Origin of the sequence: Ruixingdingia sedimenti (assembly GCF_031432425.1) — a bacterium.
In the GTDB taxonomy this organism is placed as follows: domain Bacteria; phylum Pseudomonadota; class Alphaproteobacteria; order Rhodobacterales; family Rhodobacteraceae; genus Ruixingdingia; species Ruixingdingia sedimenti.
This window is the reverse complement of the sequence record NZ_JAVKPH010000001.1, coordinates 132,393-145,794: the sequence shown is the minus strand read 5'-3', so window position 1 is coordinate 145,794 and position 13,402 is coordinate 132,393. Positions and strand designations below refer to the sequence as shown.

General features: G+C 71.2%; 12 protein-coding genes. 7 read left to right on the top strand and 5 right to left on the bottom strand.

The genetic code is table 11. From position 1 onward, the window contains the following. Positions 1-25: 25 nt before the first annotated feature. From RGD00_RS00770 to RGD00_RS00760, 3 genes are all read right to left on the bottom strand, one after another. Positions 26-427, bottom strand: a complete 402-nt coding sequence (locus RGD00_RS00770) for a MerR family transcriptional regulator (RefSeq protein WP_310455172.1) — start codon at positions 425-427, stop codon at positions 26-28. Between the two features lie 121 nt (positions 428-548). Beyond that, the gene (locus tag RGD00_RS00765; RefSeq protein ID WP_310455171.1) at positions 549-1,496 is read right to left on the bottom strand and encodes an alpha/beta fold hydrolase; all 948 of its coding nucleotides are present in this window, start codon (positions 1,494-1,496) and stop codon (positions 549-551) included. Next, a complete protein-coding gene (locus tag RGD00_RS00760) occupies positions 1,493-1,780 on the bottom strand; it encodes an SCP2 sterol-binding domain-containing protein (RefSeq protein ID WP_310455169.1) in 288 nt (95 codons plus the stop codon). The genes RGD00_RS00765 and RGD00_RS00760 overlap by 4 nt, the downstream gene beginning before the upstream one ends. A 66-nt stretch (positions 1,781-1,846) precedes the next feature. On the opposite strand from RGD00_RS00760, the gene RGD00_RS00755 reads away from it, so the two are divergent. The 5 genes from RGD00_RS00755 (at position 1,847) to RGD00_RS00735 (ending at position 6,892) form a co-directional block, all read left to right on the top strand. Next, positions 1,847-2,431: a tetratricopeptide repeat protein gene (locus RGD00_RS00755; protein ID WP_310455168.1), complete on the top strand. Its 585-nt coding sequence runs from the start codon at positions 1,847-1,849 to the stop codon at positions 2,429-2,431. A gap of 18 nt (positions 2,432-2,449) precedes the next feature. After that, positions 2,450-5,413, top strand: a complete 2,964-nt coding sequence (locus tag RGD00_RS00750; RefSeq protein WP_310455167.1) for a helicase-related protein — start codon at positions 2,450-2,452, stop codon at positions 5,411-5,413. Positions 5,414-5,416: 3 nt separating this feature from the next. After that, positions 5,417-5,752, top strand: a complete 336-nt coding sequence (locus RGD00_RS00745; RefSeq protein WP_310455166.1) for an RNA-binding S4 domain-containing protein — start codon at positions 5,417-5,419, stop codon at positions 5,750-5,752. A 51-nt stretch (positions 5,753-5,803) separates the two neighbouring features. Further along, a complete protein-coding gene (gene fdxA, locus RGD00_RS00740; RefSeq protein ID WP_310455164.1) occupies positions 5,804-6,142 on the top strand; it encodes a ferredoxin FdxA in 339 nt (112 codons plus the stop codon). 240 nt (positions 6,143-6,382) lie between these two features. After that, positions 6,383-6,892 carry a CarD family transcriptional regulator gene (locus tag RGD00_RS00735; protein ID WP_310455163.1) on the top strand — a complete coding sequence of 170 codons (510 nt, stop codon included), beginning with the start codon at positions 6,383-6,385 and terminating at the stop codon, positions 6,890-6,892. 392 nt (positions 6,893-7,284) lie between these two features. Here RGD00_RS00735 and RGD00_RS00730 read toward each other — a convergent pair whose 3' ends face one another. Beyond that, positions 7,285-10,083 (bottom strand): translation initiation factor 2, encoded by a 2,799-nt coding sequence (locus RGD00_RS00730; RefSeq protein WP_310455162.1) that lies wholly within the window; start codon positions 10,081-10,083, stop codon positions 7,285-7,287. A gap of 161 nt (positions 10,084-10,244) precedes the next feature. Between RGD00_RS00730 and RGD00_RS00725 the strand changes: the two genes are divergently transcribed. Next, positions 10,245-10,964, top strand: a complete 720-nt coding sequence (locus RGD00_RS00725; protein WP_310455161.1) for an SIMPL domain-containing protein — start codon at positions 10,245-10,247, stop codon at positions 10,962-10,964. Positions 10,965-11,231: 267 nt separating this feature from the next. Here RGD00_RS00725 and RGD00_RS00720 read toward each other — a convergent pair whose 3' ends face one another. Beyond that, entirely contained in the window at positions 11,232-12,518 is a 1,287-nt protein-coding gene (locus tag RGD00_RS00720; protein WP_310455160.1) for an O-acetylhomoserine aminocarboxypropyltransferase/cysteine synthase family protein, read from the bottom strand. Positions 12,519-12,776: 258 nt separating this feature from the next. Between RGD00_RS00720 and RGD00_RS00715 the strand changes: the two genes are divergently transcribed. Next, positions 12,777-13,190: a VOC family protein gene (locus RGD00_RS00715; protein WP_310455159.1), complete on the top strand. Its 414-nt coding sequence runs from the start codon at positions 12,777-12,779 to the stop codon at positions 13,188-13,190. The last annotated feature ends 212 nt before the right edge of the window (positions 13,191-13,402 follow it).

Genomic DNA, 13,402 nt, shown 5'->3' with positions numbered 1-13,402 from the left:
CTCTCCCCTGAATTCCGGTGCGGGCTTATTCGGCGGCGGCCTTGGTCGCCTTGAACGAGGCCAGCACCTCGGCCCCCCAGGCCAGCTGGCCCTTGAGTTCCTCGATCGCCTCGTCGAGTTCCGCCCGCTGCGCCTCCATCTGCGCCAGCCGGTCGCGGGCGAGTTCATAGGTGCGCGTCAGTTGCGTTTCCTGCCGGTCGCCGCGGTCGTAGAGGTCGAGCAACTGGCGGATGTCCTCGAGGCTGAAGCCGAACCGCTTGCCGCGCAGGATCAGTTTCAGCCGCGCGCGGTCGCGGCGGGTGAACAGGCGGCGCGATCCCTCGCGGATGGGGAACAGCAGTTCCTTGGCCTCGTAGAAACGCAGGGTCCGCGGCGTGACATCGAAAGTGTCGCACATCTCGCGGATCGTCATCAATTCGTCGGTCATCACAGCCTCCGGTACGGACCTGACCTGCCGCTGTCGCGGCGCATGCGGCGTCATATAGCGCGGCATTGACGTTGACGTAAACAAAACGTCACGTCAATTCCCGCGTGGCCGGATGCGGCGGTCAGCCGCCGTGTGCGGCGAACAGATCGGTCGCGGCGGCCAGCAGCGCGCCGCGGATCGGCGGGCGTTCGATCAGCAATTCGTGTTCGGCGCCCTCCAGCGCCAGCAGGCGCCCGCCGGGCCAGCGCGCCATGCGGTCCGTCACCGCCGCGCGGTCCACCACCCGTTCATGGCTGCCGAGACCCGCCAGCGCGGGCAGGGCGGGCGAGGGCGCCTGCGCCAGCCGGTCGCATTCGGCCAGCGCCTCGTGCAGCCAGCGGAAGGTGGGGCCGGCGGTGGCCAGTTCGGGATGGGCGGTGAAATGGCCCTGCATCCAGGCGAAGGCGTCGGGGTCGGTGGTCAGCGTGTTGCCGGCGAAGGGGGCCGATTCGGCATAGCAGACCGGGCCCGACGCGGGCGGCGGCGCATAGCGCGCGCCGAGCCCCAGACCCACGGCCAGCCCCGCCATGGCCCGGATCGGCCCGGCCCGCCCGGCGGGCACCTTGATGCCCCACATCGGCGCGCTGAACACGGCGGCGCGCACCGCCAGCCCCTCGATCAGCGCGCGCAACCCGATGGCCCCGCCCATCGAATGCGCCATCAGGAACCGGGGGCCGGGCAGGGCGGCGTCGTCCACCGCGGCGATCAGCGCCCGCAGGTCGTGCTGGTAATCGGCGAACCGCCCGACATGGCCCTTGCGCGGGTCGGGCAACAGCCGTTCCGACAGGCCCTGCCCGCGCCAGTCGACCGTCGCGGCGGCAAGGCCCGCCGCGGCCAGCGCGGCGGCGGTGGGGCCGTATTTTTCCGCATGTTCCGACCGGCCGGTCAGAATCAGCACCGTGCCGCGCGCGCCCGGATGCGGCCACAGCACCACCCGCACCCGCCGGCCATCGGCGGTCGCGCGCCATGCGGCGCGCGCGGTATCCGGCCCCGCTGCCAGGTCGGCGAAATACGGGGCCGCCTCGGTCAAGACAGGACCGAGCCCAGTTTCATCGCCAGGCCCATGTTGCCGTCCACCGCCAGCTTGCCCGACATGAAGGCCGAGGTCGCGTTCAGGTCGCCCGACAGGATGGCCTGGAACACATCGGCATCGGCGGTCAGGGTCACATCCGCCTCTTCATCCCCCGCGCGCACGCCGTCGGCGTCGAGCATGATCGCGCCCTCGCCGTTGATGACGAACTTGGCCACGGCGTCGAACCCGCCCGAAACCTTTTCCTTCAGGGCTGCCACGGCAGCGTCGATCACATCGCTCATCCGATCCTCCAATCGTGACCGCAGGGTACTCGCTTTTCGCTGCGGTGGCGTTAGACTTGCCTTGTTATGGTCGTTCTTGTCCCGTTCCTCAACCGTGTCGTGGCGGCAGTGCTGTTCAGCGCCGCCCTGTCCGTGCCTGCCCCGGCGCAGGACGCGCCGGCCCCGGTTCCCCAACCGCAGACCGAGGCGGAACTGCTGGCCGATCTCGCCCGTCCCGACAACCGCGCCTGGCGGCGCACGCAGCGCGCGCTGGAAATGGAATGGGGGCGGTCGGGTTCTGCCGCGATGGACCTGCTGCTGCAACGCGGGCGCGACGCGCTGGCGGACGGCGATCCCATGGCGGCCATCGAGCATCTGACCGCGCTGACCGACCACGCCCCCGATTTCGCCGAAGGCTGGAACGCCCGCGCCGCCGCCTTCTTTGCCGCCGGCTATTACGGCCCCGCCATCGACGACATCGCCCGCGCCCTGACGCTCAACCCCCATCACTTCATGGCGCTGGCCGGCCTCGGCGCGATCCGGGAAGAGGCCGGGCAGGACCGGCGGGCGCTCGACGCCTATCTTGCGGCGCTTGCTATACATCCCCATCTGGAGGCGTTAAAGCAGGCCGTGGCGCGGTTGAAGGCCAAGACCGACGGCCTGGAACTCTGAAAAGAAGGCTCCCCCGACATGCGCGACAAGGGCAGGGTCATCGCGGTCCTGGGGCCCACGAATACCGGCAAGACCCATTACGCGATAGAACGGATGCTGGCCCACCGGACCGGCGTGATCGGCCTTCCGCTGCGCCTGCTGGCGCGCGAGGTCTATGACCGCATCGTCGCCGCCCGCGGCCCCTCGGTCGTGGCGCTGGTGACGGGCGAGGAACGCATCGTCCCCGAACGCACCCAATACTGGGTCTGCACGGTCGAGGCGATGCCGCAGGAAATCGGTGCCGATTTCGTGGCGGTCGATGAAATCCAGCTCTGCGCCGATCCCGAACGCGGCCATGTCTTCACCGACCGGCTGTTGCGGGCAAGGGGCCTGCACGAGACGCTGTTCCTGGGATCGGATACCATGCGGCCGGCCATCGCCGCGCTGGTGCCGGGGGTGCAGTTCATGTCGCGGCCCCGGCTGTCGGAATTGTCGTGGGCAGGTTCCAAAAAGATAAGCCGGATGCCCGAACGATCCGCCATCGTCGGGTTTTCGGTCGAAAACGTCTATGCCATCGCCGAACTGATCCGCCGCACCAAGGGCGGTTGCGCGGTGGTCATGGGGGCGCTGTCGCCCCGCACGCGCAACGCGCAGGTGGAATTGTACCAGAGCGGGCAGGTGGATTACCTCGTCGCCACCGACGCCATCGGTATGGGGCTGAACCTCGACATCCGCCATGTCGCCTTTTCCTCGACCGCCAAGTTCGACGGCCGCCGCATCCGCGCGCTCTATCCCCATGAACTGGCCCAGATCGCGGGCCGGGCGGGGCGGCACACCAGCCCCGGCACCTTCGGCGTCACCGGCGAGGCGCGGCCCCTGCCCGAAGAGGTCATCGAATCGATAGAGGAGCACCGCTTCCTGCCCGTGCGCAAGCTGCACTGGCGCAATGCCGCGCTGGAATTCGGCACGGTGGAACGGCTCGTCGCCTCGCTCGAACAGCATACGGCGAACGAATGGCTGACCCGTTCGCGCGATGCCGATGACGTGGTGGCGCTGAAAACCCTTGCCGACACGCCGGAAATCCGCGCCGCCCTGCGCAGCCCGGCCCAGGTGCGGCTGCTGTGGGATGTCTGCCGCATCCCCGACTTCCGCGGCCATTCCGGGGGCGACCACGCGACGCTCCTGGCGCGGATCTTCGATTTCCTCAAGGACGGCGGCCGGGTGCCCGACGACTGGCTTGCCCGTGCCATCGCCCGCATCGACCGCACCGATGGCGACATCGACGCGATCTCCAAGCGGCTCGCCTATATCCGCACCTGGACCTATGTCGCGCAACGCAAGGGCTGGGTGGCCGACGAATCCCATTGGCGCGAGGAAACCCGCGCGGTAGAAGATCGCCTGTCGGATGCGTTGCACGCCCGACTGACGCAGCGTTTTGTCGACCGGCGCACCTCTGTCCTGCTGCGCCGGTTGAAACAGAAGGAGAGCCTTGTGGCCGAGGTGAACGACAAGGGCGAGGTGACGGTCGAGGGCGAATTCGTCGGCCGACTGGAAGGGTTCCGCTTCCGGCAGGATGCCACCGGCGGCCCCGACGAGGCGCGCACCCTGCGCCAGGCCGCCTATGAGGCGCTGCGGCCGGAATTCAGCCTGCGGGCCGACCGGTTCTACAACGCGCCGGATACCGAGCTGGATTACACCGAACAGGGCGGCCTCATGTGGGGCAGTGCCGCGGTGGGCAAGCTGGTGAAGGGGCCGGAGCCGATGAAGCCGCTGGTCGAGCCCTTCGTGGATGAAGAGGCGGGCGCCGATGTGGCCGAAAAGGTCCGCCGCCGGTTGCAGCATTTCATCGACCGCAAGGTGGCCGCGCTGTTCGAGCCGCTGCTGGCGCTTGGCCGGGACGAGGCGCTGACGGGCCTTGCCCGCGGTTTCGCCTTCCGCATGGTCGAATCGATGGGCGTGCTGCCGCGCGAGGGCGTGGCCGAAGAGGTCAAATCGCTGGACCAGGAGGCCCGCGGCGCGCTGCGCAAGCACGGGCTGAGGTTCGGGCAGTACACGATCTTCCAGCCTGCGCTGCTGAAACCCGCGCCCACGCGGCTGCGGCTGGTGCTGTGGTCGCTGGCGCAGGGGCTGGACGAATTTCCCGAAAGCCCGCCGCCGGGTCTGGTGACGATCCCGAACCTGCCCGAGGTGCCCAAGGGGCATTATACGCTGGCCGGCTATCATCCGGCGGGGACGCGGGCGATCCGCATCGACATGCTGGAACGGCTGGCGGACCTGCTGCGCGCCAAGGACAGCCGCGCGGGGTTCGAGGCGACGCCCGACATGCTGTCGATCACCGGCATGACGCTGGACCAGTTCGCCGATCTGATGGGCGGCCTCGGCTATCGCGGCGAAAAGGGCGAACGGCCCAAGGCGCGGCCCGTGGCGGCGGATGCGGCCCCTTCGGCAGAGGCGGTGGAGGCCCCGGCAGAGACGACGGAAGCCCCCGTCGAGGCGGCGCCCGAAACCGCTGCGGAGGCCCCGGCCGAGGTGGCGGTGGCCGCTGAAACCGTGGCGGAGGGGGCCGAACCGGCAACGGCAGAGGCCGAACCGGCGACGGAATCGGCCGAACCGGCGGTGGTGGAACTCGAAGCCTTCTACACCTTCACCTGGGCCCCCCGCCCGCGCGGCGACTTCCGCCGTGGGGGCGGCGGCGAGCGCCGGGGCGAGGGCCAGCGCGGCCCCCGCCGCGAAGGCCAGGGCGGCCCGCGCCGGGCCGAAGGGGCCCCCGAGGGCGGCGAGCCGCGCAAGGACCGGGGGGGCGAGCGTGGCGACAGGGGAGAGCGCCCGCACAAGGGGGGCAAGGGCCACAAGGGGCATTCCGGGGGCAAGCCCGGCGGCAAACCGGGCGGCGAGCGCCGCGGGGATCAGCCGCAGCGGTTCGAATCGCGCCCTGCGAAGGACAAGCCGGTCGACCCCGACAGCCCCTTCGCCATCCTCGCCGCGCTGCGCGACCGGACCTGAGCCTTGGGCGATGCGGGGCGCGCGGCGGGGGCCGGCCCGGCCCCCGCGATCCGGCTGGACAAATGGCTGTGGCAGGCGCGGTTCTTCAAGACCCGCAGTCTTGCCGCCGCCGTGGTGGCCGAAGGCCATGTGCGCGTCAACGGCACCCGCACCACCAAGCCCGCACAGCCCGTCCGCCCGGGCGATACGCTGACCTTCGTGCAGGGGGGGCGGGTGCGGCTGATCCGCGTCCTCGCCCCCGGCGGGCGGCGCGGACCCGCCGTCGAGGCGCAGGCGCTCTACGACGATCTTGACGCGCCCGCCCCGGGGGGTGCCAAATCGTCCCAACCGCTTGAATGATCCGCCGCGCTGCTCTAACCATCGCCGCGAAACGTCAGCGTGAGGCCCGCCATGACCTTTGTCGTCACCGACAATTGCATAGCCTGCAAATATACCGATTGCGTCGAGGTCTGCCCGGTGGACTGTTTCTACGAGGGCGAGAACATGCTGGTCATCCACCCGGATGAATGCATCGACTGCGGCGTGTGCGAACCCGAATGCCCCGCCGACGCGATTCGCCCGGATACCGAGCCGGACATGGAAAAATGGGTTGAATTCAACCGCAAGTACGCCACCGTCTGGCCGGTGCTGGTGACGCGCAAGGACCCGCTGCCCGAGGCGACGGAACGCGACGGCGAGCCCGACAAGCTGTCGAAATACTTTTCCGAGGCGCCCGGCGACGGCGGCTGAGGCAGCCCTGCCGGCGCGGGGCCGCCGACGGCCCCCCGCCCCCCTTGCGCCCGTGGCGGAGTTGGACTCGGGGGGCGATTCGTGTTATATGGCTGTCACAAGAAACGTGGAAGCCTGACACCAACCCCTGCGCCGCTCGTCTGGGGGTGTCTTTCCAGCGGTTTGAACCACCCTTTCTCCCGGCGACGCCGGGCAGGGTGGTTTGTCGTCAAAGACAGGTGCGTTGCGAGGAAAATCTGAATGAGCAAGACCAAGAAGCCGGAGTTCCGTCCCAACGAGTTCGTCGTCTATCCCGCGCATGGCGTGGGCAAGATCATCTCCATCGAGGAACAGGTGATCGCCGGGCTGACGCTTGAACTCTTCGTGATCTCGTTCGAGAAGGACAAGATGACGCTCCGCGTGCCGACCAACCGCGCGACCGAGATCGGCATGCGCTCGCTGTCCTCGCCCGATGTCGTGACCCGGGCGCTGGAAACGCTGAAGGGCAAGGCCAAGGTGAAACGCGCGATGTGGTCGCGCCGGGCGCAGGAATACGAACAGAAGATCAACTCGGGCGACCTGCTGTCGATCGCCGAGGTGGTCCGCGACCTGCACCGCGCCGACGACCAGCGCGAGCAGAGCTATTCCGAACGTCAGCTCTACGAGGCCGCGCTGGAACGCCTGACCCGCGAGGTTGCGGCCGTGTCCGGCGTGGACGAGGCCGGCGCGCAAAAGCAGGTGGACGAGGTTCTGCTGAGCCGCGCCGCCTGATCCATGGCCTCGTGTGATTCCCGGCCGCGGCCCCTTTTCCGGGGGCCGCGGTTTTTTATCGGGTGCGGCAGGGGCGATGCGATGGCGGGAATGAACCCCATCCGGGGCCTGCGGGCGTGATCCCTTGCGCCCATGCCCGGCGGTGTCGCGCGGGGAAAGGGCGGTGGCCTCCGGCGGGGATATTTGGGTCACGGTGAAAGGCCGGCCGGTTCTGGATCTGAAGGCAGAGTCTTGGCGGCGGGCCCTGACGGCCCGGTAGGGGCCGATCCGGCCGGTGTGGATGATCGGCGGCCTCGGCGTGCTGCGGGGGGGCCGCGGCTGTCCTCTGTCCCGGCGATCATGGGGCGGGGTGCGTCCCCGCCATGGTCGTTGCCGGGTCCGGCGGGCAGGGATCAGCCCCTCGGCATCTGGAGCGTCACCGCCTGGCCCCGGCGGTCGTAACGCAACTCGCTCTGCCCGATGGCGGTGACGCGGCCGCCATCGAGCGTGTCGCCGACTTTGACCTTCACGAAGCGCCCGTTCGACTGGCGCACCAGCGCGTAGCGGTTGTTGCTGGTGCCGTAGACGCCGATCAGGTTGATGCGCGACAGGTTGATGACCCTGGAGAAGGTCGCCTGTTTCGCCACCGAGGCGCGGGTCGGGATCGCCGGGGCGACGGTCGTCACCTCGGGTTCGTCCTCTTCCTCGGGCTGGATCGCGGGGGCGTTGCGGGCGGGCGGTGCGGCGGCGACGGTGGCGCGGGCGGCGGGCGGCGGGCTTGCCTGCATCGCGGCGGCCACGGCGGCAGAAACGGCGCGCGACAGATCCTTGGGCCGCGGCGCGGGCCTGGGGGACGAGGTGAGCAGCAGCGGGTTCGCCGCGGCGGCATCGCGGTCCAGCCCCGCGGTCGATGCGCTGGCGGAAACCGCCACGACCTGCGCCTCTGCCGCCGCGAAAAGCGAGGCCGGGCGGTGCCGGGGGCGCGGGTCGGCGGCGGTCGCGGTGCGGGCGGCGCCGGCATCGTTGCGCAGCGCGCCGTCCTCGGCCGTGGGCGTGGCGGGGGCCGGGGGCACGAGCCCCGGGGGCCGTGCGCGCGGGCGCGCGCCGGCGAGCCGCGGATCGGCGGGAATGGGCGCCGCAGCGGGGGCCTCGGGTTCGGCTTCGGGGGTCTCTGCGGCGGCTGTGGCGGTTGTCTCGGGCGCCTCGGCGGCGGCGGGGGCTTCGGCAACCGCCGGTTCGGGCGCGGCGGGCCGGTCGGGCGGCAGGCGCGGCGGCTTGCCGGCGACGAGGCGGATGCCGTCGGGCGTCACCACGCCTTCGGGCGTCGGCAGGATATTGCCCTCGGCGTCGAACCGGTAGACCGTACCGAAGGGCGGCGGCGGCGCCGGCGATGCCGGTGTCGCGTCGGCGTTCTGCGCCGGCAGCGCGGCCAGCATGGCCGGGGTGTCGGCTGCCGTGGCCGTGTCGCGCCCGCCGAGGACCAGCGCGCCTTCCTCTGCCGCCCCGGCCTGCGCGGCGACGGTGCCGGTTTCGGCGCTGGCGGCGGGCGCGGGTTCGGGCGTGGCCTCTGCGGTGACGGGCTCTTCCGGTTCGGCGGCGGGTTCGGGTTCTGCCTGTGCGGTTGCGCTGTCCTGCGGCGCGGGGGCGGTTTCCGCCGGGGGCAGGGTCGCGGTGCGCTCCGCCACTGCCGCCGGGGGCGGGGGCAGCGCCGCATCCTCGGTGACGCCGCTGTCGAGGAACACCGCCGCCCAGACCGCGATCACCACCAGCACCACCAGCAGCACCCCGGTCAGCATCAGCCCCAGATAGCGCGGCTTGCCCCGGACGGGTTCGGGCCGGAACGACCCGAACTGCCCCAGTGTCGCCCCTGCCGCCCGGGCCGCGGCGCGGCCGGTGGGATCGGTGGGGTCATCCGCCGTCTCGGGTTCGGGTTGCGCCCGGGCGAGCACCTGCGCGAGCTTTGCCGCCACCTCGGGCTGCGACGGGCGGCCGGAGACGTTGCGCTGCGGCTTGGCCGGTTTGGCAGCCTTGCCGGGGCGCGCGGTCTTTGCCGTCGCGGCCTTTGCGGCGAGCGCGGCGGCGGGGGCCGGGCGCGGCGGAACCGGGCCGGGGGCCGCGGCCCGGGCGGCGGGGGCCGACAGGGGCGGCGCGGGGCGGCGCGTGGCGAAGGTGGGGGCGGATCCGTCCGCGGGCGCGGCGGCTGCGGTTTCCTGCGGCAGATCGCCCCCGACGACCGAAACGGGCCCGGAGGGCGGCTCTTGCGCCGCCGGGGGCGCTGCCTCGGCGGTGCTGGCCTGCGGGGGGGCGGTTTCAGGCGGGGGGGGCTCGGCCTCGGCTTCCGGTGCCGGCGTGGCGGTCGGCTCTATGGCTTCTGCCGCCACAGGGGCCGGTGCGGGCTCCGTTGCGGCCTCTTCCGCCGCTTCCGCAGCGGCCTCCGCCGGTGCGGCGGGGGGCAGGGGAAGTTCTGCCTGCGCCACCGGATCGGGCTGCGGCGCGGGTTCCGGGTCCGGCAGGGGATCGGGTTCCGGGACGGGTTCGCGCGCGGGCGCACTGCCGGCCGGTGCGGCAAGGTCTTCCGGTACGGCCGGGGCCTCGTTGGCTGGGGCCGCCGCTTCGGGTGCCGCGGCCTCCGCCGCCGCCCCCGCCGCAGCAGCACCGCCCGCCCGCCGCCGCGCGATGCGGATCGGGCCGTCGTCGCGTTCCACCTCTTCGCCCGGGGCGAGGATTTCCGGCGCCAGCGCCGTGGGGCCGAACCAGGGCTCGCCCTCGAATTCGTCCCCTTCGGGGATCGTCACGAAGGACACCGGGTTGAAGCGGTGTTCCACGGCAAAGCTCTCGGCCTCGTCCAGCGTGTCGCGGGCGACCACGGCGACCACCACCTCGTCGCCGTCGCCCGACCAGTCGAACACCAGATCGGCCACGTCATAGGGCGTCCGCCCCTCCAGCGCGTCGGCGATCCGGGCGCGGCGGGTCCCGTCTTCGGCGGCGGGCGCATGCACGCGGGTATAGAGGATTTCCGACCGCGGGATCACCAGCTTGGTGCTGATCCCCTGCGGCGCGAGGCCGAGCGCGCTGCCGCGCAGATAGTTCAGCGCCGCCGGCAGGTCGGGGTCGTCGAAGGTGACGCGCCCGATATCGACCCATTTCCGCCCCGACCGATGCAGGAGCGTCACGCCGTCATGCGACAGGTTCAGTGCGAAGCTTGGTTTCATGACCGAGGTCTAGCATATCCGCCGGGGTCGGGGAGTCCGCCCCAATAATTCGCGGTGTTGTATAGCAGCTTTCTGCCGAATGAAAGAAAAAGGCCGGTGGGTGGCTTGCCCTGCGGCAAATTCCTCCAGACCTTATGGACGAACCACAAGGAGATACATCCATGCGCGCCTCTCTTGCCCCGATCCTTGCCGCGCTGATGCTGGCGCAGGCCCCGCTGGCGGCGCTGGCCGATACCCCGCAGCCCCGGCTGGTCGTGACCGGCGAGGGCCGCAGCGAGGCCGCGCCCGATATCGCGACCATCACGCTCGGCGTGACGACGCAGGCGGATACGGCGGATGCGGCGCTGGCGGAAAACAATATGCGGCTGGCCACGGTGCTGGAAAACCTGCGCGCGGCGGGGATCGCGGACCGCGACCTGCAGACCTCGGGGCTGAGCCTCGGGCCGCGCTACGACTATTCGCGCGAAGGGCAGGCGCCCCGGGTGGTGGGCTATGAGGCGTCGAACACGCTGACGGTGCGGGTGCGGGCGCTGGACAGCCTCGGCACCGTGCTGGACAAGGCGGTGGCGGATGGCGCGAACACATTCCAGGGGCTGAGCTTCGGCCTGGCCGACCCCACGGCGGCGCTGGATGCCGCGCGGGTGGCAGCGGTGGAGGAGGCGCGGCGCAAGGCCGGGCTGATGGCGCGGGCGGCGGGGGTGACGCTCGGCCCGGTGCTGGAAATCACCGAGGCCACGCGGCTGCCCGAGCCCTACATGATGGCCCGCGGCGCCGCCGCCAAGGCGGATTCGGTGCCGGTGGCGGGGGGCGAGGTCAGCTATGCGGCGGAGGTGACGATCACCTACGCGCTGGCGGACCAGGCGGGAATGCCGGAGAGATAGCCGCTTCCGGGGCGTGCCGCAGGGCGGACGGGTCCTCATCCCTCCCGCTCCGGCTGGCGAAGGCGCGTGCCTTCGCCATGGCGATGCAGATAGCGTTGCCCAGGCCGGGCGCCCCAAGCCCCCGGCATCACCGTCTCTCATGGCACCACTGCGCAACGGGCGGGGGAAACGCGGTGCGTTTCCTGATCCCGCCCGGTCTGAGGGATGGTGTGCGGGGCGATCCGTTCCAATGGGCCAGGGGAACAGGCCCCCGGCCCTGGCCGCGCCTCAGGCCGTCGCCGCCGCCAGCGCCTGGTCGAGATCGGCGATGATGTCGGCCGGGTCCTCGACCCCGATCGACAGCCGTACCAGGTTCGGCGCAGCACCTGCCGCCACCTGCTGTTCCGGCGACAATTGGCGGTGGGTGGTCGAGGCCGGGTGGATCACCAGGCTGCGCGCATCCCCGAGGTTCGCCACATGGCTGAAGAGTTGCAGGTTGTCGACCACCTTCACCGCGGTCTCGTAGCCCCCCTTCACCGCGAAGGTGAACAGCGCCCCCGCCCCCTTGGGCGTATAGCGCGCCACCCGGTCGTGGTACGGCGAGGATTTCAGCCCCGGATAGGTCACGCTTTCGACGCGCGGATCGGCCTCCAGCCATTCGGCGACCTTCTGGGCGTTTTCCACATGGCGGGCCATGCGCAGGCTCAGCGTCTCGATCCCCATCAGGGTGTAATGCGCGCCCTGCGGGTTCATCGTCATGCCCAGATCGCGCAGCCCCACCGCGATGGAATGGAAGGTGAAGGCCATCGGGCCGAGCGCCGCGTGGAAGTTGAGCCCGTGATAGGCCGGCTCGGGCGCCGCGAGCGAGGGGAACTTGCCGCTGGCCGACCAGTCGAACCTGCCCGAATCCACGATCACCCCGCCGGTGACGGTGCCGTTGCCGGTCAGGTATTTGGTGGCCGAATGCACCACCAGCGTCGCGCCATGTTCGATCGGCCGGCAGAGCCACGGCGTCGCGGTGGTGTTGTCCACGATCAGCGGCAGGCCCACCTTGTCGGCCACCTTCGCCAGCGCATCCAGATCGGCGATATGGCCGCCGGGGTTGGCGATGGTTTCGCAGAAGAACGCGCGGGTGTTGTCGTCCACCGCCGCCTCGACCGCGGCGAGATCGTCGAAATCGACGAACCGGGCGGACCAGCCGAACTTGCGGATCGTGTTGGTGAACTGCTGGATCGTGCCGCCGTAGAGCCGGGTCGAGGCGACGATGTTGCAGCCGGGCTCCATCAGCGGGAACAGCGCCATGATCTGCGCCGCATGGCCGGACGAACAGCAGACCGCGCCCGCGCCCCCTTCCAGCGCCGCCACCCGTTCGGCCAGCGCGCTGATGGTGGGGTTGGTCAGGCGCGAATAGATATAGCCCACCTCTTGCAGGTTGAAGAGCGCCGCCGCGTGATCCGCGTCGCGGAACACATAGGCCGTGGTCTGGTAGATCGGCACCTGCCGCGCGCCCGTCGCCGGGTCGGGCTTGGCGCCTGCGTGGATCTGAAGCGTGTCGAAACCGAGTTCTCTGGACATCTCGTCCTCCCATTTGCGGGCGCGAGGTTAGGCGAGCCGCGGGGCCAAGGCAACGGGGCCGCCGCGCGGGCCGGGGCGGGGCGGCGGGAATGGCTTCCGGCCCGGGGCGGGCGGGGGCAAACCCGGTTCCGTTCCCGGCCATATGGCGCCGGATTTCCGCCCCGTCCCGCCCGGCGTTGCGGAACCCCGGCCCTTTCCGCGGCCCTTTCGCCGCAGGCCCCCGGGTGCTAGCCTGCCCCGTCCCTGCCGGAGCCACCGATGCCGACCCCCTTCCACCTTGCGATCCATGTCCACGACCTCGACGCCGCGCGCGGCTTCTACGGCGGCGTGCTCGGCTGTGCCGAGGGGCGCAGCACCGACACATGGGTCGATTTCGACTTCTTCGGCCATCAGCTGAGCCTGCATCTGGGCACGCCCTTCGCCACGGGGGATACCGGCAGGGTGGGCGATCACATCGTGGCGATGCCGCATTTCGGGCTGGTGCTGCACCTGCCCGACTGGCGCCGGCTGGCCGACCGGCTGGTCGTGGCGGGGGTGGATTTCGTGCTGCCCCCCACCGTGCGGTTCGCGGGCGAGCCGGGCGAGCAATGGACGATGTTCTTCCGCGACCCCTCGGGCAACCCGATCGAGGTCAAGGGTTTCGCCGACATGGCCCGGGTCTTTGCCGCCTGACACCTTGGGATGGGTGGGCGATGGATCCCTCCGCTCTGTCTGGCGAAGGCGCGTGCCTTCGCCATGGCGATACAGATGCCGCTGCCCCGGCCGGGGGCCCCAAGCCCCCGGCCAGCGCCCGCCCCGCCCATGGCGGGCGCTACTCGCCCGCCGGGGCAGGCGCTGGCCTACCGGTTATTCCCGGCATCACCGCCCCTGCGGCACCCTCGCGC